Below are 26800 nucleotides of genomic sequence, written 5' to 3'. Positions count from 1 at the left end.
CGTGTGGTGTCTCGCGGGTGGGTGGTGGCCGGGAGGGTGCGGGGTGTCAGGACCGCCACGCCCTCCCGGCGTCTGGGGGGATCAGGCGAAGACGTCCTGCTGGTAGCGCTCGTCCGCTTCCAGTTGGGCGAGCCACTGCTGGGCTGTCTCGTCGTCGGCGCCGGTCCGCTCGCGGTAGATCGCCGCGAGGGCCTCGCGTACGGCGGGTGCCATGCGGCGGCCGTCGCCGCAGACGTAGATGTACGCGCCGTCCTGGATGGCCTGCCACACGGTGTCGGCGGCGCCTACGATGGCGTCCTGGACGAACCGGGCCGGGTGTCCGGTCACCGCGGAGAAGGCGGTGTGCACCTGGGCGATCCCGGCCTGCTCCCAGTCCTGCATCTCCTGGCGGTAGAAGTAGTCGTGCTCCGGGTGACGGCAGCCGACGAAGACCTGCGACAGGCCCACGTTGATGCCGTTGTCCTGCTGCGTGGCGCGCTCCTCCAGGAAGCCGCGCAGCGGCGCGATGCCGGTGCCGGGGCCGATGAGGATGAGCGGCGTGGCGGGGTCGGCCGGCGGGGCGAAGGTCGGGGAGGGCACGCGGACGTAGCCGTAGAAGGCGTCTCCGGGCTTGAGGGCTGCGATGTAGGAGGAGCAGGTGCCGCGGTACCGGCCGTCGCCGGACAGGGCCGGGCCTTCCAGGAGGCCGACGGTCAGGCGCACGTGGCGCGGATTGGCCTGCGGGGCGGAGGAGATGGAGTAGAAGCGGGGACGGATCGGGCCCATCATCTCCAGGAAGACCGCCAGCGGCAGTTCGACCGCGGGGAAGCGCTCCAGCAGGTTGAGCACGGAGACCCGCTTGCCCAGGATCTCGGTCTGGTAGCGCTCCTCGGCTTCGGCGGTGTCGGCCGTGTAGGCCTGCAACTGCGGCCGGGTCCACGGGCACTCGGTGTAGCCGGCCAGCGTCTGTATCTGGGAGCGGGTGGCCACGTCCTGCAGTTCCACGAACTCGGCGAACAGCAGACCCGCGGTGACGGGGGTACTCACCGGGAGGTGGGTGCGGCCGCCGGCGGGCTGGTCCAGGCGCAGCACCTGGTCGCGGTCGACGGCGAGCCGCGCGAGGGCGCGGTTGACCAGCGCGGGGTCGTTCTTGGCGAAGACGGCCAGGTGGTTGCCGGTGTCGTAGGTGACACCGTCGGGGAGTTCGACGGTGATGGACTTCGCTGCCGGGCGCGGCGGCTCGATGCTGAAGTCCCACAGGCCGGTCGGGTCGTTGACGAGTTCCTCGTTGGCCACGACCGTGAGGGGGTAGGCCTGCTCGGAGACGATCGCGGGGCGCACGTCGGCCTCGGTGAGCAGCTGCACCTCGAAGCGCGGCCCGCTCGCCTCGGAGGTGTCGGCCGCGTACTCCTCGGCCAGCGTGGCCCACAGGGTGTCCATCCAGCGGGAGGCCATGCCGTCGAAGTCACCGGCGGCGTCCGCGATGCCCCGCTCGATGACGCGGGTGGCGCCGGCGGCCAGCAGACCTGCCTCGATCCGCTTCGGGAAGCCCTGGTAGGTGGCCACCCACTGGGTGTTGCCGGCACCCAGCAGTGCGAACCGCACGTTGGACAGCGAGCCCTCCGGGAGCCCGGCGGCGAGCAGTTCGTCGAACCGCTGCGCGTTGTCCGGGGCCTTGCCGTTGTAGCTGGAAGCCACGACGACGAGCAGGCCCTCGGTGGGCAGGTTGTCGCCCAGCTCGTCCAGGCCGACCAGGGTGGTGCCGAACCCGGAGCGGTCACCGCGGTCGGCGATGGTGCGCGCCAGGTCCTCGCACGAGCCCAGGCTGGAGCCGTAGGCGACGGTCAGGTTCACACCCACACCGCTGACCGCGGCCTGCTGCCGCATGTCGTCGGTCTGCAGGTCCACTGCGCCGAACACGGTCCGCTCGTGCTCCTGACGGGCCCGCACGTTCAGTTCGAAGCCGCCGGGCTTGCGCGTCAGCGCCTCCTTGACGTCCATCTTGTAGTCGTTGGTGTCGGCGAACTTGAACTTCTGCAGCACCAGCGCGAGAGCCAGACGGGCCTCGGTGAGCGCGAACTGCCGGCCGATGCAGGCACGCACGCCGTTGCCGAACGGCTTGTAGGCGTGCGGGTGGTGGTTGACCCGGTTCTCCGGCAGCCACCGGTTGATGTCGAACTCCTCCGGGCGGTCCCAGGCCTTGGGGTGGGTGTGCAGCGGACCCTCAAGGATGTTGACCCGCGCTCCCTTCTTCAGCCCGTAGCAGCCGCCGATGACGGTGTCCTCCAGCGGGGACTTGCCGATCATCGGGATGGGAGCCCACAGGCGCAGGGTCTCCTCCAGGATCCGCGGGATCACGTCCATCTGCATGATCGTGTCGTAGTCCGGGACCGTGTCGCCGGGCAGCAGCCGGTCCACCTCGGCGTAGGCCTGGGCCAGGATGTGCGGGTTGCGCATCAGCGAGTACGTGGCGAACGACAGCAGACCACTGGTGGTCTCGTGACCAGCGATCAGGAACGTCAGCACCTGGTCACGGACGTTGTCGTCCTCCAGCCCCTTGCCGGTCTCCGGGTCGGTGGCCTCCAGCATCAGACCCAGCAGATCATCCTCACCGATGCCCTTCCCATCACGACGCTCCTTGATCACGCTCTCGACCAGGTCCCGCATCAGCTGGATGTTCTCGCGGTACTTCTTGTCATCGGCCTTGCGCATCTTGGTCATCATCGGCAGCTCCTGCGAGCGCCGCAGCGACTCGGTCAGGGCCTCCAGCAGCGCCTTGAGGAAGGGGTGCAGATCCTCCTTGGCGAAGGAGTCGAACCGGTAACCGAACCCCGTCAGGGCGATGGTGTCCAGGGTCAGCCGGGTGTAGTCGTCGGTGATGTTGACCGGCTGCCCCTCCTTGCGCTCCCACTTGCCCACCAGGTTCTGGGCGATCTCCAGCATCTGCCCGAAGTAGCCCTTCATCGCCCGCTGGCTGAAGGCCGGGAGGAGGACTCGGTGCGCCATGCCCCATTCCTCTTCGTGCTGATGGGCCGTGAACAGGGCGGCTCCCGCGTAGTCCCGGACATGGGCCAGCGGCGTCTTGTCGATCTGCTTGAAGAACCGCGTCTCGTCACAGACCTCGGCCACCAGGTCCGGGTCCCAGACGAAGACCTGCTCGATGCCGGCGATCTCCATGCCGTAGAGCCCCTCGGGGAACCGCTTGGACAGCTTGCCGAAGTACTCGACCGGGTTGGTGCTGGGGATCTGCGGCGTGTGGCCGAAGAGCGGGACGCCGCGCGGAGACCGGATCGGGCGCAGGTCGTGCTCGGACTGTGTGGTCATGGCTGGCTCCTTTGTGCGGGGAGGGATGGGCAAGGGCACCGGGCGATGCCGGGGTGCACCACGGAAACATACGCCGTATGGAATTGGTACCATACAACGTATGGAAAGTCGACCGCAACCCGAGGCCGAGCGAGCGGCCGTCATGCCGCCGTGTGGCCGAGTTCATTTCCATACGTCGTATGGAACTGATACCGTCCGCGCATGGAAAAGGCGAAGCGTCCCCCGCGAGGAACCAGGAAGAGAGAGGTGCCTCTGACCGAGGCCGGGATATATGCCGCCGCGCTGCGGCTCATCGACGCGGACGGGGTCGAGGCGCTCACCATGCGCAAACTCGCGACCGAGCTCGATGCGAACCCGATGTCGCTCTACCACCACGTGCCGAACAAGGACGCCCTGCTGGGCGGCGTGGCGAGAATGGTCGGCACCCGGTTCCGCACCGTGACGCTTCAGGACGCTCCCTGGCAGGAGCGCATCCGCCTGCTCGCCACGGATTTCGGGACGCTGGCACACCGCCACCCCAAGCTCATGGCCTACTCGTTCAGCCACCAGGCGGACTTCATCCAGCCCGAAGACCCGTTCTGGGTTGCGCTCGTCGCGATCCTGGACGCCGCTGAGGTGCCGCAGTCCAAGCTCCCGCAGGTAGCCGCTCTCGTGTGCGCCGTCATCACCGGTGTACTCACCGCCGAGCTCAATGGCGCGCTCTACCAGTGGTCGAGCCTCAAACCCCCCACGGCCGGCGAGGACGGACTCACCCATTCAGGCCGTGACGAGGACAGCGTCTTCCGCCTGGCGCTGGACACGATCATCACGGGTCTGGAGAGTCGACTCGCCGCCGATGGTGAAGGCCAGGGCGCCGGCCATTGATTTTGCAACCCTGAAGCGTTGCGGCCCGGTGCCGTCCGTGGTCGGGCGGCGCCAGGCTTCGGCGCATGAGGACGCACCCATCACGTCCGGAAAGCCCTGTCCACGCGGCCGCTGCACATGCAGCAGTGGCCAGGGCCCTGGACTCTGCCGTGCGGCTCGCTCGCACTCCGGACGAGGATCCCGCGCATGACTCGACCGGCCGAGCCGCGGACGCGGCGGCAGTCGAAGCCCGGCGCACGGTGTCGCCGGTACTCGTTCACTCCCCGGCCAGCCGGGCCTCCATGTCACTGGGCACCGGCCGCCCGTACTGACGCGCACTCAACCGGGTCTTCGGCAACGCCCCCGACCTCGCCGGTCTCGTCCATGCGCGTTGCCGTCCGGGGTGCGCCGTGACGGAGTTGCGCGGCGTTCTGACATGAACGAGAAGGTCGCCGCAGACCTCGAGCGGCTCGGCACCTGTCACCGCAAGGGTGAGTCGGCGGTGGGCGTCAGCACGGACTCGTCGACGCCGACGATCTGGCTGATGTCGAAACCCTCCATGTCCGAGCGGAATTCGGGGCTGGACAGGTACGCCTGCAGCCGCTCCTGAACGTCGTCGGCGTCCCGGTAGGAAACGAGGGCGTACAGCCGGGGCGTCTCACTGCCGGGAGCTGCGGGCACCGTCCAGACGCCGTGTGTGGCGATCCTGTGCTTGGCCATGCCGGGAATGTGCTTGGACCAGATGTTCTCGTAGGCGACGAGCGCCTCAGAGTTGCGCAATGTGTAGGCGCGAAGCTGGTACTGGGACACGGAACTTCTCTCCTTCTCTTCAGCCGCCCGGACAAAGATCCCCAGCGGCAATGCGGTTGGGAGGCTGCTCTCAGCCTTTCGCGAACAGGTTCGCCAGTTCGAGGTCCCAGTCGATGTGTCGGGACTCGGTACCCCGTGGCACCAGCGCCTCCGTGTTCTCCAGGAAGGCTTTGACGTCCTGCACCGGAACCTCGATCAAGGCGGTGCCCCCTGGAGACCCGAGGATGATGTACATCGCGTGGTCACCACGGCCGACGGCCGGCCAGACGACCCGGATGTCCCCACAGCCTGCGGAACCCCTCAGGCCATCGGCCAGAAGATCACGACCCAGGACCCATTCGGCCAGCTCGTCCGTGTCTGTGGAAAAGGTGGCACGGACGACATAGGGATCAGTGGGCTCGTACCGCAGGCTCATACACATGGGCAGCGAGTAGGTGCGCGAGATGACAAGCTGCACGGCCACCCCCTGTGTGACGGTCTTCGAAGACTCCATCGACTTTCGCTCCTGCCTGGGCGCGGTCAGCGACCGCTGATCTCATCCTGGCCGTCGTACTGCCGGGCGTGGATCTCGTCCCAGAAGTAGCCCAGTTCGAACAGGTAGCCGACACCGTGGTCCCAGCGGTAGTCGCCGGCGGTGACGCTGACGGCCGGGCGTTGGACGGGCGCGGATGCGGAAGTCGCCGCCGAAGCGGAGCCCCCGGCGCCGAGAACGGCGACACCCGCGACCCCCACGGAGAAAGCGGTGACGGCTACGCGCCTCGTGAGCTTCTTCATGGTCTTTCCTTCCTGACCGGTGTGTTCTGCGCCATCGGCTGGATGCAGGCGGACGGCAGCCCTGGCGTGGCTCGAGCAGACTCTTCCATACGGCGTATGGAAGTGCCCTTCCAGGATTACCATACAACGTATGGAACTGTCGAGGTGGCGAAATCGGCCCACACGGCCGGCAGTGGCATGAACAGCTCAATGTCTCCGCCGATACCGCCGGCGGCCGCCCTCACGAAGTCCGCCTGGCTCGCGAGAAGATGCTTTCCGTGTCGACCATCTCGGGCTCTGCACCGAGGAGATCAGTCGCATCGTCAAGAAACTGTGCGGCCGATCCGGGGCGTTCACTCACGTTCCCCTCACCGGCGCGGCCTTCGGACTCGCCCACGCTCTGGGCTGAGCCGTCGCCCGGGGCGTACGAACTGCCCGGGAATTCCGTCTCCGAAGCCGTGGCATGCGGGCGCCCGGTTCCGGCCCCATGCTGGAAACGAGGGGGTGAGACAACGGAGGGAGTGGTCGGGATGCAGACCGTTGTGGATCTCGCTCGCTGCCAGGGCTACGCGCAATGCGTGTTCCTCGCGCCGGAGGTGTTCCAGCTGCACGGGGAGGAGGGGTTGCTGTACGCCACGGCCGTCCCCGACGACCAGGTCGAGCGCGTGCGTCAGGCCGCGGCGGCGTGCCCGGTGCAGGCGATCCTCCTCGGTGAGGAGGTGAGCGCCGGTGCCCGCTGACCTCAAGGGCGGCCGTATCGTCATCGTCGGCGCGTCGCTGGCGGGGCTCAGGGCCGCGGAGGCGCTGCGCGAGGAGGGCTTCACCGGATCACTGACCGTGGTCGGGGACGAGCCCCACCCGCCCTACGACCGGCCGCCGCTGTCCAAGCAGGTGCTGCTCGGCCAGGCGACGGCGGACAGCACCGGGCTGCCGATGCGCCAGGACCCGAACGCCGATTGGCGGCTGGGCGTGCGCGCCACCGGCGTGGATCTGCTCGCGAAGCAGGTGCTGCTGGAGGACGGCGAGTCACTGCCGTACGACCGGCTGCTGATCGCCACCGGGACCCGCGCGCGGCCCTGGCCCAAACCGGAGGAAGCCGCCCTGGACGGGGTGTTCACCCTGCGCACCCGGGAGGACGCCGGGGGACTGGCCCAGCGGCTGGCCGCCGGGCCGGAGCGCATACTGGTGATCGGCGGCGGCTTCACGGGATCGGAGATCGCCTCGGCCTGCCGGGAACGGGGACTGGAGGTCACGGTGGCCGAACGCGGCCCCGCACCCCTGGTGGGCGCGCTCGGTGGCACCCTGTCGAAGCTCGCGGCCGTCATGCAGCGCAACCACGGCGTGGACCTGCGCACCGGGGTGACGGTCACCGCCCTGCGCGGTAACGGCAGCTTCACCGGTGCGGAGCTGTCCGACGGGAGCCGCGTCGACGCCGCCGTCTGCGTCGTGGCGCTGGGCGCGGTACGCAACGTCGAATGGCTGGCGGACTCCGGGCTGGCGGCGGGCCCGCGCGGCATCGCCTGCGACGCCGGATGCCGGGCCTTCAACATGTACGGAATCGTCACCGACGACGTCTTCGTGGCCGGTGACGTCTCCCGCTTCCCCCACCCGCTGTTCGGTTACCAGATGCTCTCCCTGGAACACTGGGGAAACGCGGTCGAGCAGGCCGAGGTGGCGGCCCACAACATGGTCAGTCCGGGGCCCCTGCAGCGCCCGCACCTGGCCGTCCCGTCGTTCTGGTCGACCCAGTTCGGGCTCAACATCAAATCGGTGGGCGTACCCACCTACTCCGACCACGTGGTCATCGCCCAGGGTTCCCTGGAGGCGCGCCGCCTGGCAATGGTCTACGGCTACCAGGGACGGGTCACCGCCGCCGTCACCGTCGACATGGCCAAGTCGCTCGACTACTACCGGCACCTGATCGAGACGGCTGCTCCGTTCCCGCCCCCGCCCGGCGCCCAGGACCGCGCGATCGCGGCCGATGTCGCGATTCCGTCCGACGTGCCGGATCCGAAGGGACTGTCGCACGGCCCCACCGTGGCCCTCACCGGTTACCTGCCGGATCGCCGACTGACGCTGGTGCAGCCCGGCTGACCCACGTCCCGCCCCACCCCGAGGAGCCACCATGGCCTCCGACACCCTGCTGGCCCGGATCACCGACTACGCCAACCGCCCCGACCCCTACCCGCTGTACGCCGAACTCCGCGAGGCGGGGCCCGCAGTGCGGCAGGCGGACGGCAGCTACCTGATCGGCACCTACCACGAGATCGTCGCGCTGCTGCACGACCCCCGGATGAGTGCCGATCCGCGCTCGCGCACCGCTCCCGCTCCGTACGAGGTGACACAACAACCGTCGTTCCTGCGGCTCGACGACCCCGAGCACCACCGGCTGCGCAACTCGGCCATGCGGCCGTTCGGCCCGCCGCACAGTCCGGGCCGCGTCGACTCCATGCGCGGCGAGATCGTCCAGCTGACCAAGGAACTGGCGGAAGTGTTCCAGGAGGGCAGGCAGATCGACGTCGTCGACGACTTCGCCTACCCACTGCCCGTGACCGTGATCTGCCGCCTGCTCGGCATCCCGGACAAGGACGAGCAGCTCTTCCAGGGCTGGACCGACACCCTCGTCGCGTCCGCCGACATCGGGCCCGAAGGTGACACCGCCGAACGGGACCAGGCAGCCGGCCAGGCGGAGCAGGAGATGGGCCAGTACCTGGTCCAACTCGCCGAACAGCGCCGCGGTCGGCCCACCGGCGACATGCTCTCCGACCTCGTCAACGAACCGGACCCGGCCGTACGACTCGGCGAGGAGGACCTGGCGGTGAACACCATCCTGCTGTTCATCGCCGGACACGAGACCACGGTCAATCTGATCGCCAACGGCGTCCTCACCCTGTTGCGTCGGCCCGACCAGCTGGACCGTCTGCGCGAAGACCCCGGCCTGCTGCCGCAAGCGGTGGAGGAACTGCTGCGCTACGAGCCCCCGGTCCACATGCGCGAGCGGGTTCCCCTCGTCGACATCGACGTCGCCGGCACCACGATCCCCGGCGGCACGTCCGTCATCCTGGCGCTGGCCTCGGGCAGCCGCGACCCCATGCGGTTCAGCGAACCCGACCGGTTCGACCCCACCCGCCCGGACAACCAGCACGTCGGCTTCGGCAGCGGTATCCACCTGTGCTTCGGCGCGCCACTCGCCCGTATCGAAGCCGAGGCCGCGCTCGGCGCGCTGATCCCCCACCTCGGCACGGCCCGCCTGGTCCAGGACCCGCCCCCCTACCGCCAGAACGCCATGCTCCGCGGCCCCCGCCACCTGCCCATCCAACTCTGAGGCCAGGGCCGGCGACAGCGGGCGAGTGAGACAAGCCACCGTCGTCCATTACGCGCCGCGGGAGCCGGCGCTCAGTCGGTGCCAGTCGGCCGGTGCGCGGCAGGATCCTCTTCACGCCGCAGCGGGAAGGGGCCGCCGGGCGAGGTCATGGGCCTCATCCTGGGAAAGGCCGAGCATGCGCAGGATCATCTCGGCCATGGTGCCCGCGGCCTGGTCGCTGTCGGCGCCGGGCTGGTTGCACCACAGCTCCAGGAGCGCCAGCAGGCTGCCGTTCAGCACGGACAGGGCGATCACCGGGTCGACCACGGTGAACCGGCCTACGGCCATACCCTCCTCCATGTCGCGCTTCGCCCGCGGAGCCAGTCCCTCGCCGGCGTATATCCGATCGAGCTGGCTGTGGCACAGGATCTGCATGATCTCCGGGTAGGACTCGGCCATGCGCGCGCTGAGCCGCATGCCCCCAGCAAGGCGCTCGGCGGGATCATCGACGTCGTGCAGGCGTTCGTCGACGGCTTGGGCGTACTCCTCGAGTGCATCGGCCACGGCCGCGTCGAACAGGTCCGGCTTGCCCGTGAAGTGGTTGTAGAAGGAGCCGAGGCCCACGTCCGCGCGCTCCGCGATGGCATGGATGCTGGAGCTGGTGCCACCGGACTCGGCCAGGATCTGCCGCCCGGCGCGGACGAGTGCCCGGCGGGTCTCGGCTCGACGGCGTTCGAATCGGTTTCTGCGTGTGGCTGGCATCGGCATGCTCCATGAATAAGAGCAGCAGTTGTGATGAATTTATCATCGCACTACCCGCTTCGACTGTCCACCCCGGCCCGCCGTCTCCGTGGTCGCGAATGGCGGCGCGCAGTCACATCTGGCGCTTTGGTCAATCCCGCCGACTTGACGATGAAGCGGTCGTATCTGACTATTTCATCAGAAGTGGACAAAGTCGTCCTAATCCGCGGTGGCTACAGATCGGGCCACCCCGCACACGCCGTCGCACCGATGGGAAGAACTGGATGACGCACACCGAGCACACCCGACTCGCCGAGCCGGTGAGCCCCCGAGAGATACCCGATGCGGCGATAGCGATGCTCGATGCGGAGGGGACCGTGGTGGGATGGACGCACGCCGCTGAGCGACTTGTCGGGTACTCGGCCCGGGAAGTGGTGGGCCGGTCCGCCGCACACGTGCTGCCGCCCCCCGAGGACGCCCCGAGTGCTGCGGCTTTCGCCGAGCGGTGTCGTGCCCAGGATGGCTGGTCCGGCACCGTGACGGTCCGCCACCATGACGGCCACGCCATCAAAATGACGCTGCGGATCTCGCTGCTGTGGGGGCAGGACGCCGGCACCCGGTGGCTGGTGTCCGTGACCGACATAGGCACCCTGTCCTCGGGGGCGTCCAACGAAGCTGTGCGGGAGTCGCTCCTGGCCCACGCACCGGTCGGCATCGCCGTCTATGACCCGCAGCTGCGCTGTACCTGGGTCAACGACGTCATGGAGCGCCACGACGCCACTCCTCGTGAGCGACGGTTCGGACGCCGTCTGCGGGAATCACTGCCCGCGGTCGAGGCCGAAGCGCTTGAGGTGGTGATGCGGCAGGTGCTGGAGAGTGGCACCACCATGGTCCATGAGTACCGGGCGTGGTCGTCGACGGACCGGCGCCGGGAGCACGCGTTCTCGGCCTCGTTCTTCTGCCTCCAGGACGCGGACGGCACGGCACTGGCAGTGTGCTCCATGAGCGTGGACGTCACCGGCAACCGGCGGGCGCGCGAGCGCCTTGCCATCCTCAGCGAAGCCAGCACGCGCATCGGCAGCACCCTCGAGGTCATGAAGACCGGCCAGGAACTGGCCGACCTTGCCGTGCCCCTGCTGGCCGACCACACAATCGTCGACCTGGTGGAGTCGGTTCCGTTCGGCGTGGATCCGTTGGCAGGGACCGGCAGGGCGAACGACCGCCCACCTGTGCTGCGCCGTGCCGGTGCGTCCTCCATCGACCCGGGTGTGCTCGAGTTGCCCTGGGTCCGCCAAGAGGTGATCCGCCCCTTCCCGACCTCGCTGTTCGCCACCGCCCTGCGCACGGGCAGGTCTTACCTGGAATCGGTGCTGGACACCTATTCAGGCCCCTGGGCCCATCACGACCCGGTGCGGACGCAGAAGCTCCGTGACACCGGCATCCACTCTTTGATGGTCGTACCCATCCGTGCGCGGCGCTGTGTGCTGGGGCTGGCGGTGTTCGGCCGCTCCGAGGAGCTGACGCCGTTCCAGGAGGACGACCTCCTCCTCGCCGAGGAGCTCGTCACCCGGGCCGCGCTCAGCCTGGACAACGCTCTCCAGTACGCCCGCCAACGCACCGCGGCCCTGACGCTCCAACGCGACCTGCTCCCCCACCATGTGGGAGGCAGCTCCGCCCTCGATGTGGCCTCGCGCTATGTGCCGGCTGATCTGGACCACGGCGTGGGGGGCGACTGGTTCGACGTGATCAAACTGTCCGGCGCCCGGGTGGCCCTCGTCGTCGGCGATGTGGTCGGACACGGCATCAACGCCGCGGCGACGATGGGCCGAATGCGCACCGCGGTCCGCACGCTCGCGGACATGGAACTGCCTCCCCACGAACTGCTGACGCACCTCGACGACACGGTCAGGCGGCTGAGCGAGGAAGATGCCGACGCTCCGGACCAGGTCCCCCCCGTGGTGGGCGCCACCTGTCTGTATGCCGTCTACGACCCGGTCACCCGGCGGTGCACGATGGCGCGGGCCGGGCATCCCCCGCCCGCGATCATCGACCCGCAGGGCCGTATCACCTTCCCCGACATGCCCGCCGGGGCACCGCTCGGCCTCGGCCTCGGTCTGGTCCCCTTCGAGTCCGTGGAACTGGAACTGCCCGAGGGAACTCTGCTCGCGCTCTACACCGACGGTCTGGTCGAGTCCCGCGACGACGACATCGACGTGGGCCTGGATCGCCTGGGCGCCGCCCTGACAGACTCCGATTCGTCCCTGGAGGAGCTGTGCTCTCAGGTGATCGAGACCTTGCCGACTCAGGCCCCGGCCGACGATGTCACCTTGCTCCTCGCGCGGACTCGCGGACTCGAACCGGACCAGGTCGCCTCCTGGAAACTGCCGAACGAGCCGACCGCCGTCCGCACGGCCCGGCAGGCAGCCGCCCGTCAGCTCGGCGAATGGGGGTTCGAGCATCTGGTGAGCACCATGGAACTGATCGTCAGTGAACTGGTCACCAACGCCATCCGCTACGGCGAGGGGCCGATCAGCCTACGGCTGATCCAGCACCAGGTCTTGACGTGCGAAGTCTCCGACAGAAACGCCAGCCACCCGCGCCCCCGTCAGCCCCACACCATCGACGAGAACGGCCGCGGTCTTTCCCTCGTCGCTCAGTTGTCCCGCAGATGGGGATCCCGCTCCGCAACGGACGGCAAGGTCGTTTGGGCCGAGCAAGACCTGCCCTCCAAAACCGTTGCGGCGTGACGGGCTGCCGATCGGGCGGCCGACGGCCGCCACAGCATGCCGACCTCTCGAGCCGCAGGCTCTCGTACAGGAAGCCACAGATGGATACAGAGAATGTCAAGAACGCCTCGGCAGGCGCCTCCCACGGATCGACAGGCGTCTCCGGTCCCGGTCCCAGCGGCGGGTCGCACGCCTGTGACGGTCCGGCAGCCGCCGTGCTCGACAATAGAGGCGCGGTGGTGCGGTGGACCGGGGCAGCGGAGGAGCTGACCGGGTTCCGCGCCGAGGAGGTCTGTGGCCGCCCCGTGTGGGAACTGGTGGCCGACCTCCCGGACGACGACCTGCGCGACGCGGAGGTGCCGGCGTCCGGCCGGGTACGGCTGTGGCACCAGGGCGGCGACACCATCGACGTCACCTTCCGGACCACCGAGGTGGGGGGCTCCGGCTCGGCGGAGATCCTCGTCCTGGCGGCCCCTACCCACCACGTCACCCATCACGAGCAGGGCGCAGCGCTCCTGCGTGCACTGTCCGCACAGAACGGGATCACGATCGCTGTGCACGACACGAACCTCACCACCGTGCAGACGAACGCCACGCCGGGCACTCTCGACGGCCGTCCGGTACAGCCCGGCGCTCGGCTGAGCGACGTGCTGCGCGCCGAGGACGCCGAGAACCTCGAGGCAGTACTGCGCCAGGTACTCGAGACGGGTGCCCCGGTCATCCGCAGAAACCAGCAAGTGAGCTGGCGGCACGATCCGGCGCGGCGGCACGCGCTGTCGCTGTCCGCCTTCCGCCTGGAGGACGCACGAGGACGCCCCACGGGGGTCGCAGCCCTGTACATCGACAACGCCGACCAGATGCGTGCCCGCCGCCATCTGGATCTCGCCCGCGAGGTGGCCGAGCGAGTAGGGGGATCTCTGGATGTCGTGCGCACCGCGCAGGACCTTGCGGACGTTCTGGCACCTGCGTTCGGGGATCTCGCCGCCGTCGACCTCGCGCACCCGGTTCTCGACGGGGACGAACCCTCGGAGCAACTGGGCGGTGGAGACATGGGCAACGCGGCCCTTGCGCCGGCCACCGCGGTGTGGCCGGCCGGCATCAGGCGCGGCGGGTCCATCCCGTCCCTTCCCGACCACCCGCTGTTGCGCAGCCTCCGACACGGCGAGCCAGTCGTCTTCGGCCTTGACGACTTCATCGCCATGGTCAGAGACCCGCTGTTGGTCGAGTATCTCGCCCCGAAGGACGCCCATTCGGTGATAGTGGCACCGTTGCGTGCCCGCGGGCTCACGCTCGGCGCCATATCGGCCTGGCGCTGCGGCCGGTCCGACCCCTTCACCGAGGACGAGGCGGATCTCATGAAGCAGATCGCCTCACGGGGTGCGCTCGCCATCGACAACGCCCGCCGTTACACGCGCGAGCACAGGGCGGCCGTAGCGCTGCAGCAGAGCCTCCTTCCCCCGGCCACGACCGACACGCCGGGAGCCGAGACCGCCGGCGTCTACCTGCCCGCGGGCGGGGGTCCGGTCAGTGGCGACTGGTACGACGCCATCGCCCTGCCCTGTCTCAGGGTGGCCCTTGTCGCCGGAGACGTGGTCGGCCGCGGCATATCCGCAAGCGCCACCATGGGCGGCCTGCGCGCCGCCATCAGGACGCTCGCGGACCTGGAACTCGAACCGGACGAGCTGCTCACCCGGCTCTCGGACCTGGTCCACCGCCTCGCGGCCGAAGCACCGCCCGGCGATCACGACATCGTCGGCGCCACCTGTCTGTACGCGGTCTACGACCCGGTAACCAGGCGCTGCGCCATGGCCAGCGCCGGGCACCCGCCTCCCGTCCTGGTCCGGCCCGACGGGACCGCCGAAGCAGTAGCGATCTCCCCGGGGCCACCACTGGCCCTCAGCGGCATGCCGCACGAGACCACCGTGATCGACGTCGAGCCCGGCAGCATCCTCGCTCTCTACACCGACGGCCTGGTCGAACGGGGCGATCGCGACCTCGGCCAAGGCCTGCGGGGCCTGACGGACGCCCTCGCCTCCTCCTGCCGTCCGGACCGCGCCATGGACGAAACCAGCCGGGCTCTCCTCGCCGACCTGGCAGGCGAGGCGCCGCGCGACGGCGCGGCCCTGCTGCTGGCCCGCACCCGCGCCGTCCCAGCGGCGGACACCGCTCACTGGGAGATCCCGGCCGATCCGGCCGCCGTCTCAGAGGCTCGGGAGTGGATAACCCGCCAACTCACCCTGTGGGGTCTGAACGACCTCATCTTCACCACCGAACTCATCGTCAGCGAACTGGTGACCAACGCCATCCGCTACGGTCGTCCGCCGATGGAGCTTCGTCTGATTCGCGACAACGTCCTGGTGTGCGAGGTCACCGACTCCAGCAGCACCCAACCCCGCCTGCGGCGTGCCCGCATGAGCGACGAGGGAGGACGCGGCCTGTTCCTCGTCGCTCAACTCGGCGGACGGTGGGGCTGCCGGCATGGCCAGAACGGCAAAACGATCTGGTCCGAACAGCTCATCGAGCGTCATCAGCCGGTACGGCGGCCGTGAACAGCTCGCCGCACGGCTGAAGTCGTCCTCCCGATGCTGCCGCGTCGTGCGCGGTACCTCTGACCTGCCGGGCCACGGTGTGGTGGCCGCGGATCGGCCGGTCAGCGACCGCGGCGGTTCAGCGCTCCGTCGCGGTACGGGCGCGGCGCCAGGCGCCGTCGGCGAGGAGGCGCAGGCCGTTGAGGCCGACGATGACGGTGGAACCCTCGTGGCCCGCGACACCCAGCGGCAGGGGCAGGGTCCCGGCCAGGTCCCAGATCACCAGGCCGGTGATGAACACCGAGGCGATGACCAGGTTCTGCACGACGAGGCGGCGCGCCCGGCGGGAGAGGCGGACGACGGCGGGGACGGTCGCCAGCTCGTCGCGGACCACGACCGCGTCGGCGGTCTCCAGAGCGAGGTCGGAGCCGGCGCGGCCCATGGCGATACCGGTGTGGGCGGCGGCCAGCGCGGGGGCGTCGTTGACGCCGTCGCCGACCACCAGCACCTTCCGTCCGGCCCGTTCCATCTCCCGCACCGCCGTCACCTTGTCCTGCGGCAGCAGCCCCGCGCGTACGTCCTTGATGCCGGCCTCCGCGGCGAGCCGGGCCGCCGCACGCGGGTTGTCACCGGTGAGTAGCACGGGGGCGACGCCCGTCAGTCCGCCCAGGGCCGCGACGGTGGCGGCGGCTTCGTCACGCAACCGGTCGGCGATGCCCAGGACCCCCGCCGGCTCGCCGTCGAGAGTGACCAGCACGGCCGTGCGGCCCTCCGCCTCCAGGCCCGCCGCCACGGCCATGGCCGGATGGTCCGTGCGGCTGCCCGACAGGCGGACCGGGCTGCCGACCTGGACGGTCCTGCCTTCGACGGTGGCGCTCACGCCGGTACCGGGCGCGGAGTCGAAGTCCTCCGCCGGGGGGACGGCCAGTCCGCGGGTGCGGGCGGCGTCCACGATCGCCCGGGCCAGTGGGTGCTCACTGGGGTGTTCGGCTGCCGCGGCGAGTCGCAGCACCTCGTTCTCCGTCAGGCCGGAGGCGGCGAGGGGACGGACGCCGGTCACCCTCGGGGTGCCCTCGGTCAGGGTGCCCGTCTTGTCGAGCGCCACCGCGTCGACCTGACCGAGCCGTTCCATGACCACGGCCGACTTGACCAGCACGCCGTGGCGGCCGGCGTTGGCGATGGCGGACAGCAGCGGCGGCATGGTGGCCAGCACCACCGCGCAGGGCGAGGCGACGATCATGAAGGTCATGGCGCGCAGCAACGTCTGCTGGAGCGCGGCGCCGAAGGCGAGCGGAAGCACGAAGAGCGCGAGGGTCGCGGCCACCATGCCGAGGGAATAGCGCTGTTCGACCTTCTCGACGAAGAGCTGGGTCGGGGCCTTGGTCTCCGAGGCTTCCCCGACCATGGCCACGATCCGGGCGATCACCGAGTCGGACGGGTCCCGCTCGACCTTCACCCGCAGCGCACCGGTGCCGTTGAGGGTGCCGGCGAACACCTCGTCCCCCGCTTTCTTCGCCACCGGCAGCGGCTCACCGGTGATGGTGGCCTGATCCACCTCACTGGCCCCGTCCAGCACGCGGCCGTCGGCGCCGAGGCGCTCACCGGGCCGCACCAGAATGATCTCGCCCACCGCGAGACACCCGGTGGGGACCGTCTCTTCGGCGCCGTCGTCGGCGATCCGGGTGGCCGTGGCGGGCGCGAGGTCGAGCAGGCCGCGCACCGAGTCGGCGGTGCGGGCCGTGGCGATCGCCTCCAGCGCACCCGAGGTGGCGAAGATGACGATGAGCAGCGCGCCGTCCAGCACCTGCCCGATCGCCGCGGCCCCGAGCGCGGCGACCACCATCAGCAGGTCCACGTCCAGGGTCTTCTCGCGCAGCGCCCGGAGCCCGGCCCGGCCCGGTTCCCAGCCGCCGGTCGCGTAGACGGCCGCGAACAGCGTGCCCCAGGTCCACGCCGGCGCCCCGGACAGGTACAGCGGCAGCGCGACCAGGAACAGCACCAGCGCGGCAGCCGCCCAGCGGGCCTCGGGCAGGGCGAGGATCCGGGTGCGGCGACGGGGCGCGCCGGCGGCGTGGGCGGCACCGGGCGGCGCCGGACGAGTGAGCGTGGATGACATCGGCGCGGGTCCTTCACGGTGGGCAGGGCGGGGTCCGACCTCACCACCGTAACAGGAATAAATGAAGACTCATTCATGTGTTCATTCGTGGTGCCGTTACCATGAGCGCATGGGTCACGGAGCCGCACAGTCATCAGGACACGTCCCGCGCAGGAGCCTGGACGCGGCCGGCGCCGCCAAGGTGGCCACCACCCTCCAGGCGCTGGCGACCCCCTCGCGGCTGCTCATCCTCTCCCGCCTGCGCGAAGGGCCCCTGCCCGCGACCGAGCTGGCCGCCGAGGTCGGCATGGAACAGTCCGCCTGCTCCCACCAGTTGCGCCTGCTGCGCAACCTCGGCCTCGTCGTCGGCACCCGCAAGGGCCGCTCGATCGTGTACTCCCTGTACGACAACCACGTCGCGGAGCTCATCGACCAGGCCATCCACCACGTCGAGCACCTCCGCCTCGGCCTGGCCGATGCCGCCGCCCGCGCCGAGCCGGAACCGGAGGGAGCGGGTCTGACAGGGGCGTGAGCGGCGGATCATGGACGGCGGCCTGGCCGGCCCCGCCGCTCGTGGCGACGGAGGCCTGGTCCCCCTCCGCCGGTGTGCGCCCCGCCGACGGGCGCTCCACACTGGTGCTGAGCGGTGGGTCCGGGCCGACCTGAGAGAAGGCACGCCATGCTGGAAAGAGCCCAGGACGCGCCCCCGGGAGTCGACGCGGTCAAGGCGATCGGCACGGTGACGAAGGACGACTACGAAGCCGTGATCGAGCCGCTCCTCGACGAGGCGCGCAGGGAGGGCCGCCGTATCCGGCTCCTGTGGGAATGCGGCCCGGAGTTCGGGTCGTACAGGCCGTCGGCCGGGTGGGAGGACCTCAAAGTGGGCGTCGCCTCCATGCGCCTGTTCGAGGGCTGCGCGGTCGTCAGCGACATCCGCTGGATCCGGGAGTCGACCCGGCTCGCGAGCTTCCTGATGCCCTGTCCGGTACGCGTCTACGGCTGCGCGGACCGTGAGGAGGCGCTGCGCTGGCTCACCTCCCTGCCCGAAGGCCCCGGCGTGTCCCACCAGCTCCGGTCCGAGGCCGGGGTCGTCGTGATCGAGGTCGATCAGCCGCTGCGCGTCCAGGACTTCGACGCGCTGGCGCGGACCGTGGACAACTGGCTCGACACCCATGACGCACTGGACGGCGTCGTGGTGCACGCGCGCGCCTTCCCGGGGTGGGAGAACATCAAGGGGCTGCTCCGGCACGTTCGTTTCGTCCGGGACCACCATCGGAGGGTCAGGCGGATCGCGCTGGCCGCCGACAGCAGGTTCGCCGAACTCGCGCCCCATCTCGCGAACCACTTCGTCCGGGCCGAAGTACGGCGGTTCGAGTACAGCGAACTCGAGGACGCCGTCGCCTGGGCCTCGGCCCCGCCCCGCCGCGACCCCGCCACGCCCCCGGACACCCCCGCGGCGGACTGACCGACGGGGCCGCTCGGTCCGGCTGCGGACACGGGAGGCGGAAGTCCGGCGCCCGGCCGGTGCTCCGCACCGGACAGCAAGGAGCCGTCGTATGAAGGTCGCCGAGGTCATGACCGCTCCCCCGGTGTGTGTCGCCCCGCACGAGTCCCTGGCCGAGGTGATCCGGCGGATGACCGATTCCGCCGTCGGTTCCGTCCTCGTGGCCGAGGACGGAGCGCTGCGCGGCATCGTCACCGACCGCGATCTCGCCGTGCGCGGCATGGGTGGTGGCCTGGGCGTACAGGCCCGGGCGGAGGAGGTGATGTCACCGGGCGTCGTCACGGTCGAAGCCACCGACGACCTTCAGTCGGCCTACCGCACGTTCCGCCGCACCGGGGTCCGCAGGCTCCCGGTCCTGGAGGCGGGCCGGGTGGTGGGCGTGCTGACCATCGACGACCTCTTCCTCGACGTCTTCCGGCGGTTCGCCGATCTGCTGGGCCCGGTCGCCTGAAGCGTCCTGCGCGAGCCGCCAGGACCTCCCTAGGAGAGCCGGGCATGAGCACTCGTCCCGCTCGGCGGGCCCCCGTGAGCCACGGCCATGTCTGGCGGCCGCACACCTGTCCCGTGCTGCGCGACGCGGTGCGGTGGGAGCTGCCCGCGAGGGAGCTGGTGCCGGGTGACCTGGTGATCCTGGAGGCCGGCGACGCGGTACCGGCCGGCTGCCGGCTGGTCGAGGCCCAGGAGGCCGCCGTCAACAACGCCGCGCTCACCGGCGAGAGCGATCCCGTCGCCCGCGGCGACCGGGAGCGCCCGGATGCCGCGAGGGCGGCCGTGGCCTCGCGCCGTCCGGTCCTGTTAGGGGGCCCTTCGACCCTGTGCGGACTGGGCGGTCGGGGCGGATGGTCGAAGCGGGCCCGAAGGAAGGAGGGGCCGGCATGCCATGGGAGACCGTCCGCAAGACGGGCGCGCCGCGCACCGCCCCCCATCTGCGCGACTACGACGAGGAGTGCGCGAGCTTCTCGTGGCGGGCGGCCCGGGGCGGGCTGCGGGGGCTGCCCGGTGAGCGGGGGCTGAACATCGCGTACGAGGCCGTGGACCGGCACGCGGCATCGGACCGGGCCACGGCGGTCGCGCTGCGCTGCGTCGGGCGGGACGATTCCGTCACCTGCGTGACCTACGGCGAGCTGGCGCGGTCGACCTCGCGATTCGCCCATGTGCTCCGGGCCCTCGGCATCGGGCACGGCGACCGGGTGGTGACGCTGCTGGGGCGCTGCCCCGAGCTGTACACCGTGGTGCTCGGCACGCTGAAGAACACCAGTGTCCTGTGCCCGCTGTTCTCGGCCTTCGGACCGGACCCGGTGTTCCAGCGGATGACGCTTAGCGACGCGCAGGTGCTGGTCACCACGGCGGATCTGTACCGCAGGAAGATCGCCGGGCGACGCCGCGACCTCGCCGTCCTGCGCCATGTGCTGATCGTCGGCGACGGGGCGGACGAGCTGCCCGGCACCCTCTCCCTCGCCGGGCTGATGGCCGGCGCGGCCGACACCTTCACCATCCCGCCGACCTCGCCGCACGACATGGCCCTGCTGCACTTCACGAGCGGTACGACGGGCATTCCCAAGGGCGCCGTGCACGTGCACGAGGCGGCCGTCGCCCACTACACGTCGGCGCTGTACGCCCTCGACCTGCACGAGGACGACGTCTACTGGTGCACAGCGGACCCGGGATGGGTGACCGGGACGTCGTACGGGATCACCGCCCCGCTCATGCACGGCGTGGCGGTCGTGGTCGACGAGGGCGACTACGACGCCCGCCGCTGGTACCGGATCCTCGCCGAACAGCGGGTGAACGTCTGGTACACGGCGCCGACGGCTCTGCGCATGCTGATGCGGACGACGCCGAGGACGGGGCCGTTCGACCTGCCGCGCTCCTTCGACCTGGGCGCGTTGCGGTTCATCGCGTCGATGGGTGAGCCGCTCAGCCCGGAGGCGGTGATGTGGGGACGGGACGTGCTCGGGCTGCCGGTGCACGACAACTGGTGGCAGACCGAGACCGGCGCCATCATGATCGCCAACTTCGCCGCCTGCGACATCCGCCCCGGTTCGATGGGGCGCCCGCTGCCGGGGGTGGAGGCGGCGGTGCTGCGCCGCGGTGAGGACGGCCGGGCGGACGTCACCGGCGGGCACGTCACCGTGCTGGAGGAACCCGGTGTCGAGGGTGAGCTCGCCCTGCGGCCCGGCTGGCCGTCCATGTTCCGCGGCTACCTCCACGACGAGCCGCGCTCCGCCGCGGCGTTCGCGGACGGCTGGTACCTGACCGCCGACCTGGTACGGCGCGACGCGGACGGCTGGTACTGGTTCGTCGGGCGCGCCGACGACGTCATCACGTCGGCGGGCCACCTCGTCGGGCCGTTCGAGGTCGAGAGCGCCCTGATGGAGCATCCGGCGGTCGCCGAGTCCGGGGTCATCGGCCGTCCCGATCCCGTGGCCGGGAACATCGTCAAGGCGTTCGTCACCCTGCGGCCGGGCTTCGCCGCGACCACCACGATGCGGCGGGAACTGCTGGCCTTCGCCCGGCGAAGGCTGGGGCCGGCGGTGGCGCCCCGCGAGATCGCCTTCGACCAGCGACTGCCGCACACCCGCAGCGGCAAGGTCATGCGCCGGTTGCTGCGCGCACGGGAACTCGGCCTGCCCGAGGGCGACGTCTCCACGCTCGAGGACTCCGCCCCCGAGGCGCCGTCCGCCACGGCGAGGACGGAGCGGTCCGGATGACCACCACCCGATCCCGGCGCACACCCCGGCCCGCCGCCCGGTCCTGACCGCCCCTCACCCCTCGTCTCGCGCGTCCGTTGTCAGTGCGGTGCGCTTCACTGTCCGGCATAGAGCTCACGCAAGCGACCGTCGACGACCTGCTGGCCCGACTCGGGCCGGGGGACGGCCACATGTACCTGCCCGGCGACCTGGACGTGCATGAACTGACCGAGCTCCTCGGCGGCAGGTACGGCGTTCCGCGCACCCCCGTCCTCCGCGGCTTCACCGATCCGACGGTCGACGAGTCGACGGGCGCGGCCCTCCTCGTGCCCTTCGAGGGCCGGGCCGTGACCATACGGGCGTGGGCGGAGCTTCGTCTGCCGCATCCTCGTGGACCCGCACCATCCCTACACGATGGCCCGCTACTTCGACACCCACTGGTTCATGAGCTACCGCGTGTCATGACCTGGATACGTGCACACGACCGGTGGTTCACCTGTGCTTCGCCGGCGCCTGGTGATCTGGTCCGCGTCGGACCCGCTTCCGATCACCGGACGCCTCAAGGAGCCATCTCATGCACAGAGCCACCCGCCGTCGCCTCACGGTCGCGACCGCGCTGGTCACCGCGACCACCGCCGCCGTGGCCATCACCAGCGCCGCCGGCGCCTCCGGCGGCAAGGAGCAGGCGCGGAACGCGATCCAGGACGGGAAGGCGAAGAACGTCATCCTGCTGATCGGCGACGGCATGGGTGACTCGGAGATCACCCTGGCCCGTGACTACACCGTGGGCGCCGCCGGGCGCCTGAACATGGACAGGTTCCCGCTCACCGGCGCCTACACCACCTACGCCGTGCACGCCGACGGCACCCCTGACTACGTCACCGACTCCGCCGCCAGCGGCACGGGCTGGGCCACCGGTGTGAAGACGGTGAACGGCCGTATCTCCAAGACCCCGGGCACCGACAAGCCGGTGAAGACCCTGCTGGAGCTGGCGCAGAAGAACGGTTACGCCACCGGCGACGTCACCACCGCCGAACTCACCGACGCCACCCCGGCCGTGCTCGCCTCGCACGCCACCGACCGTTCCTGCCAGGGGCCGGCCGACATGGCCAAGTGCCCCGGCGACACGATCGCCGCCGGCGGTCCGGGCTCGATCGCCGAGCAGGAGGTCGGCCACAAGGTCGACGTCCTCTTCGGCGGTGGCAGGCAGCGCTTCGACCAGGCCGTCACCGACGGCAGGTACAAGGGCCTGACGGTCACTCAGCAGGCGCGGAAGCTGGGCTACCAGGTCGTCACCGACGACGCCTCCATGAAGGCGGCCAAGGCGGGCCGGCCGGTCCTCGGCCTCTTCGCTCCGGGCAACGTGGCCACCGAGTGGACCGGCAAGGCGGCGGCGGTCGGCGGCACGGCCCCGCAGCGGTGCGTCACCTCCAACCCGAACCGCCCGTCCGGCACCCCCAGCCTCGCCGACTCCGCCACCAAGGCGATCCAGCTGCTGGAGGCCAAGCAGCGGGCCAAGCACTCGAAGCAGGGCTTCTTCCTGCAGATCGAGGGCGCCTCGATCGACAAGCAGGACCACGCCGCCGACCCGTGCGGCCAGATCGGTGAGACCGCGGCGTTCGACCGTGCGGTGAAGGTGGCCCGCGCCTACGCGGCCAAGCACCCCGACACCCTGGTCGTCACCACCGCCGACCACGGCCACACCAGCCAGATCGTGCCGCTGGAGGCCACCCCGCCCGGCCTGTCCTCCACGCTGGTCACCGACGAGGGCCAGCACCTCAAGGTCAACTACTCGACGAACACCCCGGGCCAGTCCCAGGAGCACACCGGCACCGAGGTCCGTATCGCCGCCCAGGGCCCGCTGGCCTACCGGGTCCTCGGCGTCACCGACCAGACCGACCTGTTCACCACGGTCCGCGAGGCGCTGCGCCTGCGCTGAACCCACGCAGGGGCCGCGGCTGCGGCGGAGCCCATCAACTCCCCCGCGGCGACGCCCGCATGAGGGCGTGCCGTCCGGCCGACGGCACGCCCTCCAGGCGTCCCGGGGCCACGCAAGGCGAACGGCGCCCGCCATGCAAACATTTGATCTATCCATAGGAAAGTCATTAGGGTCGTGCTCCAGCCCCCGCTCAGGCGATCACTCAGCAGGAGTGACGGCGAAGGGGCCCGCCCACCGACGTGTGCCCGGCAGGCGGCCGAAGGAGCAAGGAGACCGTCCCTCGTGGCGTCCCACCGTCGACCCAAGCAGCCCAGCCGCACGCGTGTCACCGTGCTGACCACCGCGGCAGCCGCCGCCGTCGCGCTGAGCGCGAACGCCGCCAACGCCGCGCCGAGCGAGAAGCTCGGCAAGGACGAGGTCAAGGCGAAGGTCGACAAGCTCTACGAGCAGGCGGAGCAGGCCACCGAGAAGTACAACGGGGCCAAGGAGAAGCAGCAGAAGCTGCAGAAGGAAATCTCCACCATCCAGGACAACGTGGCCCGGGGCCAGGAGGAGCTCAACAAGCTCCGCGACGGCCTGGGTTCGCTGGCCACCGCCCAGTACCGCTCCGGCGGCATCGACCCCTCGGTCCAGCTCTTCCTGTCCTCCGACCCGGACGACTACCTCGACAAGGCCTCCACGCTCGACCAGTTGAGCGGCCAGCAGGTCGAGGCGCTGAAGAAGATCCAGGACAAACAGCGCGAACTCGCCCAGGAGCGCGCCGAGGCCACCGGGAAGCTCAAGGACCTGGCCGCCACCCGTACCGAGCTGGGCAACAAGAAGAAGGAAGTCCAGGGCAAGCTCGCCGAGGCGCAGAAGCTGCTCAACACCCTGACGGCCAAGGAGAAGGCGGCCCTCGCCGCCGAGCAGCAGCGGGCCAACCGCTCCGCGAGCGACCGGGTGGACCTCGGCAACGACTCCTCCGCCTCCGGCCGGGCGGCCGCGGCCTTCTCCGCCGCGCAGAGCAAGATCGGCACGCCGTACGTCTACGGCGCCTCCGGTCCGTCCTCCTTCGACTGCTCGGGCCTGACCTCCTGGGCCTACGCCCAGGCCGGCGTCTCCATACCCCGCACCTCCGAGGCCCAGGCGAACTACGGCACGCGCCTCACCCGCAGCCAGCTCCAGGTCGGCGACCTCGTCTTCTTCTTCAACGACCTGCACCACGTCGGCCTCTACGCCGGCAACGGCCAGGTGCTGCACGCCCCTCGCACCGGCACGGTCGTACGGTACGAGTCGATGGACACCATCGGCGGGCCGTTCATGTTCGGCGTCCGGGTCTGACCCGCTTTCACCCGATGACCCGCGGCGTCCCTGTGGCCCGCCGCCCGCTCAGTGGTGCGGTACGACGGCCACGGGGCAGCCGACGTGGCGTATCGCGGCGTGGGTGGCGGGGGCCCCGTACGCACCAGCGCCGGCCGGCCGGTGAGGTGGCGGCCCACGACGAGCAGGCTCGCGCCGGACGCGGCCCGTACCGGCGCGGTGGCCGGCTTCTCCCGTACGACCGTCTCCCGACCTAGACCTCGGGGTACTCGTCCCGCCAAACCTGGAGGACGGCGGAAGCGAAGCCCTGCCACTCCTCCGCCCGGCCGGGGTCGTCCACCAGGGCGATGTCACCGGGACCGAGGCCGAAGGCGGGCGGCGACTGCCAGGCGTGCACCGCGCGCAGCCGGGCCCGCCGCGACCGGGCCGCCTCGAAGGCGAACTCGATGACCTCGTCGCACGGGTCCTTGACGTCGAGGGCCAGCACCACGTCGCGGTAGCCGGTGCGGGTCGCCGCTTCGACGGAGCCAGGTGTGGTCGCGGACGACGGGCCGCCGGCTCCGGGCCACGACGGCGAGCGCTACGGACCGCCCGGCAGGCCGCCGACACCGCCCGCGCCGGGCGAGCCGAGCACGAGCAGCCCGGCGTCCCCGGCCTCCGTTGAGCAGCGCGGAGACCGGCTCGGCGGCGAGGCGGTCGCCGTCGACGGACAGCTCCGGGTGGCGGCGCGCGATCCGTGCCACGGCCTCGGCCGGCACGCCGTCCTCCTCGGCGGGCTGCCGGGCGGCGTGGACGACACGCAGCGGGACGTCCCGGCGCCCGGCCTCCTGGGCGGCCCAGTCGGCCGCGGCCAGGGAGCCGGGGGAACCGTCCACGCCGACGGTGATGGTGCGGGGCATGCTCGACCTCCTTCGGCCGGTTGCGCCGGGCCGCGTGGACGGGGCGGCGCGACCCGATGGCAGATCATTGCCAATCGTCATGACATACCAGTAGATTTCGGGCATTCGTATCGAGATGTCACCGGCAGACGGGGCCCAGGGATGAGCACGGACGACCGCGTCGCGGTGACGACCGGGATCGCACGGCTGCACGCGGCGCCCGGGCTCGCCGGGCCCGGCCGGCTCGGGCTGGTGACCAACCACACCGGTGTGCTGCCCGATCTGCGTCCCGCCGCGCCCGCGCTGCTGGAGTCGGGCGCGCGACTGACCGCACTGTTCGGTCCAGAGCACGGGCTCCACGGGACCGGCCAGGCCGGCGAGAGCGAGGCCGCGGGCAAGGACCCCGACACCGGGCTGCCGGTCCACGACACCTACCGGTGCGCGGGCGAACGCCTCGACGAACTGCTGCGCGACAGCCGCGTGGACGCCCTGGTGTACGACCTGCAGGACATCGGGGCGAGGTTCTACACCTATGTGTGGACCATGTTCGACCTGATGGTCTCGGCGGCCCGCACGGGCGTACGGTTCGTGGTCGCCGACCGGCCCAACCCCCTCGGCGGAGCCGTCAGCGAGGGGCCGCTGCTCGACCCGGCGTGGGCCAGTTTCGTCGGACGCGCGGCGGTACCCGTTCGGCACGGCCTGACCTGCGGTGAACTGGCCCGGTTCCTCAACGCCTCGGCCGTGCCCCGGGCGGCGGGCCGAGCGGCCGAGCTGACGGTGATCGAGGCGGCCGGCTGGCGGCGCGCCATGGGCGCGGAGGACACCGGGCTGCCGTGGATCGCGCCGTCGCCGAACATCCCGACGCCCCGGACCGCCGTCTGCTACCCCGGCACCTGCCTGTTCGAGGGCACGAACCTCTCGGAGGGCCGGGGGACCACTCAGCCGTTCGAGATCGTCGGGGCCCCTTACATCGACGCGCGGTTCGCGCCCGCGCTCGCCGAACTCGCCCTGCCGGGCGTGCGCTTCCGTGATCTGCGGTTCGTACCGGCCTTCCACAAGCACGCCGGACGGACGCTGCGCGGAGTGCAGCTCCACCTCACCGGTCCCGGGGCGTTCGCTCCGGTGCGCACCGCCGTCGCGATGCTCGCGACGCTGCGCCGGCTGTACCCGGACGACTTCGCCTGGCACGACCCGGACGGCGGTCCGCCGGAGACCGGCCGCCGTCCCTTCATCGACCTGCTGTGGGGGTCCGACCGGCTGCGGCGCGCCGTCGACGCGGGCGGGGACCCGTCGGCGCTGTGCGATCCGCCGACGGAGCCGGGCCGGTGGGCCGGCGACGACGTGCTGCTCTACCGCTGACACCGGTAACCACTCCTGACACCGGGAA

20 protein-coding genes and 2 pseudogenes are annotated in these 26800 nt (G+C 70.8%); 14 read left to right on the top strand and 8 right to left on the bottom strand.

The annotated features are described in order from the left end of the window. Positions 1-81 precede the first annotated feature (81 nt). Positions 82-3303 (bottom strand): bifunctional cytochrome P450/NADPH--P450 reductase, encoded by a 3222-nt coding sequence (locus ACZ6B1_RS03205; RefSeq protein WP_468774460.1) that lies wholly within the window; start codon positions 3301-3303, stop codon positions 82-84. 201 nt (positions 3304-3504) lie between these two features. Between ACZ6B1_RS03205 and ACZ6B1_RS03200 the strand changes: the two genes are divergently transcribed. Next, a complete protein-coding gene (locus ACZ6B1_RS03200; protein WP_468774459.1) occupies positions 3505-4167 on the top strand; it encodes a TetR/AcrR family transcriptional regulator in 663 nt (220 codons plus the stop codon). Between the two features lie 459 nt (positions 4168-4626). Here the strand turns inward: ACZ6B1_RS03200 and ACZ6B1_RS03195 are convergent, their stop codons facing one another. The 3 genes from ACZ6B1_RS03195 to ACZ6B1_RS03185 form a co-directional block, all read right to left on the bottom strand. After that, positions 4627-4956, bottom strand: a complete 330-nt coding sequence (locus ACZ6B1_RS03195; RefSeq protein ID WP_468774457.1) for an NIPSNAP family protein — start codon at positions 4954-4956, stop codon at positions 4627-4629. A gap of 70 nt (positions 4957-5026) precedes the next feature. Next, positions 5027-5449, bottom strand: coding sequence for an SsgA family sporulation/cell division regulator (locus ACZ6B1_RS03190; protein ID WP_468774455.1), 423 nt, complete (start codon positions 5447-5449; stop codon positions 5027-5029). Positions 5450-5475: 26 nt separating this feature from the next. After that, positions 5476-5730, bottom strand: coding sequence for a hypothetical protein (locus ACZ6B1_RS03185; protein ID WP_468774453.1), 255 nt, complete (start codon positions 5728-5730; stop codon positions 5476-5478). A gap of 509 nt (positions 5731-6239) precedes the next feature. Here ACZ6B1_RS03185 and ACZ6B1_RS03180 point away from each other — a divergent pair. From ACZ6B1_RS03180 to ACZ6B1_RS03170, 3 genes are read left to right on the top strand one after another with little or no spacing between them, the layout of a single operon-like run. Then, the gene (locus tag ACZ6B1_RS03180) at positions 6240-6449 is read left to right on the top strand and encodes a ferredoxin (protein WP_468774451.1); all 210 of its coding nucleotides are present in this window, start codon (positions 6240-6242) and stop codon (positions 6447-6449) included. Continuing rightward, positions 6439-7803 (top strand): NAD(P)/FAD-dependent oxidoreductase, encoded by a 1365-nt coding sequence (locus ACZ6B1_RS03175; RefSeq protein ID WP_468774449.1) that lies wholly within the window; start codon positions 6439-6441, stop codon positions 7801-7803. The genes ACZ6B1_RS03180 and ACZ6B1_RS03175 overlap by 11 nt, the downstream gene beginning before the upstream one ends. 31 nt (positions 7804-7834) lie before the next feature. Then, a complete protein-coding gene (locus tag ACZ6B1_RS03170) occupies positions 7835-9034 on the top strand; it encodes a cytochrome P450 (RefSeq protein ID WP_468774447.1) in 1200 nt (399 codons plus the stop codon). Between the two features lie 111 nt (positions 9035-9145). On the opposite strand, the gene ACZ6B1_RS03165 is transcribed toward ACZ6B1_RS03170, so the two are convergent. Next, complete coding sequence (locus ACZ6B1_RS03165; RefSeq protein ID WP_468774445.1) at positions 9146-9781, bottom strand: TetR/AcrR family transcriptional regulator; 636 nt, start codon at positions 9779-9781, stop codon at positions 9146-9148. A 257-nt stretch (positions 9782-10038) separates the two neighbouring features. Here ACZ6B1_RS03165 and ACZ6B1_RS03160 point away from each other — a divergent pair, with 257 nt between their 5' ends. Together ACZ6B1_RS03160 and ACZ6B1_RS03155 are read left to right on the top strand one after the other, a co-directional pair. After that, positions 10039-12501: a SpoIIE family protein phosphatase gene (locus ACZ6B1_RS03160; RefSeq protein ID WP_468774444.1), complete on the top strand. Its 2463-nt coding sequence runs from the start codon at positions 10039-10041 to the stop codon at positions 12499-12501. A gap of 80 nt (positions 12502-12581) precedes the next feature. Next, on the top strand, positions 12582-15029 hold the full coding sequence (locus ACZ6B1_RS03155) for an ATP-binding SpoIIE family protein phosphatase (RefSeq protein WP_468774442.1): 2448 nt from the start codon (positions 12582-12584) through the stop codon (positions 15027-15029). Positions 15030-15147: 118 nt separating this feature from the next. Here ACZ6B1_RS03155 and ACZ6B1_RS03150 read toward each other — a convergent pair whose 3' ends face one another. Then, positions 15148-17124: a heavy metal translocating P-type ATPase gene (locus tag ACZ6B1_RS03150; protein ID WP_468774441.1), complete on the bottom strand. Its 1977-nt coding sequence runs from the start codon at positions 17122-17124 to the stop codon at positions 15148-15150. A 109-nt stretch (positions 17125-17233) separates the two neighbouring features. Here ACZ6B1_RS03150 and ACZ6B1_RS03145 point away from each other — a divergent pair, with 109 nt between their 5' ends. The 7 genes and pseudogenes from ACZ6B1_RS03145 (at position 17234) to ACZ6B1_RS03115 (ending at position 24556) form a co-directional block, all read left to right on the top strand. After that, positions 17234-17635, top strand: coding sequence for an ArsR/SmtB family transcription factor (locus ACZ6B1_RS03145; protein WP_468774439.1), 402 nt, complete (start codon positions 17234-17236; stop codon positions 17633-17635). Positions 17636-17782: 147 nt separating this feature from the next. Then, entirely contained in the window at positions 17783-18568 is a 786-nt protein-coding gene (locus tag ACZ6B1_RS03140; RefSeq protein WP_468774437.1) for a SpoIIAA family protein, read from the top strand. Positions 18569-18659: 91 nt separating this feature from the next. Beyond that, positions 18660-19058, top strand: a complete 399-nt coding sequence (locus ACZ6B1_RS03135; protein ID WP_468774435.1) for a CBS domain-containing protein — start codon at positions 18660-18662, stop codon at positions 19056-19058. 44 nt (positions 19059-19102) lie between these two features. After that, positions 19103-19282 (top strand): annotated as a pseudogene (locus ACZ6B1_RS03130) (P-type ATPase actuator domain-containing protein); the annotation flags it as partial. Positions 19283-19482: 200 nt separating this feature from the next. Further along, complete coding sequence (acsA, locus tag ACZ6B1_RS03125; RefSeq protein ID WP_468774433.1) at positions 19483-21318, top strand: acetate--CoA ligase; 1836 nt, start codon at positions 19483-19485, stop codon at positions 21316-21318. Between the two features lie 553 nt (positions 21319-21871). Continuing rightward, positions 21872-23236 (top strand): alkaline phosphatase, encoded by a 1365-nt coding sequence (locus ACZ6B1_RS03120; protein ID WP_468774431.1) that lies wholly within the window; start codon positions 21872-21874, stop codon positions 23234-23236. A gap of 282 nt (positions 23237-23518) precedes the next feature. Beyond that, complete coding sequence (locus ACZ6B1_RS03115) at positions 23519-24556, top strand: C40 family peptidase (protein ID WP_468774429.1); 1038 nt, start codon at positions 23519-23521, stop codon at positions 24554-24556. Positions 24557-24788: 232 nt separating this feature from the next. Here the strand turns inward: ACZ6B1_RS03115 and ACZ6B1_RS03110 are convergent, their stop codons facing one another. Beyond that, a complete protein-coding gene (locus ACZ6B1_RS03110; RefSeq protein WP_468774427.1) occupies positions 24789-25022 on the bottom strand; it encodes a hypothetical protein in 234 nt (77 codons plus the stop codon). A gap of 304 nt (positions 25023-25326) precedes the next feature. Next, a pseudogene (locus tag ACZ6B1_RS03105) lies at positions 25327-25434 on the bottom strand (universal stress protein); the annotation flags it as partial. Positions 25435-25575: 141 nt separating this feature from the next. Between ACZ6B1_RS03105 and ACZ6B1_RS03100 the strand changes: the two are divergent. Further along, complete coding sequence (locus ACZ6B1_RS03100; RefSeq protein WP_468774425.1) at positions 25576-26772, top strand: exo-beta-N-acetylmuramidase NamZ family protein; 1197 nt, start codon at positions 25576-25578, stop codon at positions 26770-26772. Positions 26773-26800: the final 28 nt, after the last annotated feature.

The organism is Streptomyces sp. NPDC041129, assembly GCF_055592265.1.
Note: the sequence above shows the minus strand (reverse complement) of the source record. Positions and strands in the feature narration are given on the sequence as shown.

Coding starts and splice junctions, on each gene's coding strand:
- ACZ6B1_RS03150 (WP_468774441.1), bottom strand. CDS start 17,124: ATGTCATCCACGCTCACTCGTCCGGCGCCGCCCGGTGCCGCCCACGCC.
- ACZ6B1_RS03165 (WP_468774445.1), bottom strand. CDS start 9,781: ATGCCGATGCCAGCCACACGCAGAAACCGATTCGAACGCCGTCGAGCC.
- ACZ6B1_RS03160 (WP_468774444.1), top strand. CDS start 10,039: ATGACGCACACCGAGCACACCCGACTCGCCGAGCCGGTGAGCCCCCGA.
- ACZ6B1_RS03185 (WP_468774453.1), bottom strand. CDS start 5,730: ATGAAGAAGCTCACGAGGCGCGTAGCCGTCACCGCTTTCTCCGTGGGG.
- ACZ6B1_RS03205 (WP_468774460.1), bottom strand. CDS start 3,303: ATGACCACACAGTCCGAGCACGACCTGCGCCCGATCCGGTCTCCGCGC.
- ACZ6B1_RS03200 (WP_468774459.1), top strand. CDS start 3,505: ATGGAAAAGGCGAAGCGTCCCCCGCGAGGAACCAGGAAGAGAGAGGTG.
- ACZ6B1_RS03140 (WP_468774437.1), top strand. CDS start 17,783: ATGCTGGAAAGAGCCCAGGACGCGCCCCCGGGAGTCGACGCGGTCAAG.
- acsA (WP_468774433.1), top strand. CDS start 19,483: ATGCCATGGGAGACCGTCCGCAAGACGGGCGCGCCGCGCACCGCCCCC.
- ACZ6B1_RS03170 (WP_468774447.1), top strand. CDS start 7,835: ATGGCCTCCGACACCCTGCTGGCCCGGATCACCGACTACGCCAACCGC.
- ACZ6B1_RS03190 (WP_468774455.1), bottom strand. CDS start 5,449: ATGGAGTCTTCGAAGACCGTCACACAGGGGGTGGCCGTGCAGCTTGTC.
- ACZ6B1_RS03135 (WP_468774435.1), top strand. CDS start 18,660: ATGAAGGTCGCCGAGGTCATGACCGCTCCCCCGGTGTGTGTCGCCCCG.
- ACZ6B1_RS03120 (WP_468774431.1), top strand. CDS start 21,872: ATGCACAGAGCCACCCGCCGTCGCCTCACGGTCGCGACCGCGCTGGTC.
- ACZ6B1_RS03100 (WP_468774425.1), top strand. CDS start 25,576: ATGAGCACGGACGACCGCGTCGCGGTGACGACCGGGATCGCACGGCTG.
- ACZ6B1_RS03145 (WP_468774439.1), top strand. CDS start 17,234: ATGGGTCACGGAGCCGCACAGTCATCAGGACACGTCCCGCGCAGGAGC.
- ACZ6B1_RS03180 (WP_468774451.1), top strand. CDS start 6,240: ATGCAGACCGTTGTGGATCTCGCTCGCTGCCAGGGCTACGCGCAATGC.
- ACZ6B1_RS03155 (WP_468774442.1), top strand. CDS start 12,582: ATGGATACAGAGAATGTCAAGAACGCCTCGGCAGGCGCCTCCCACGGA.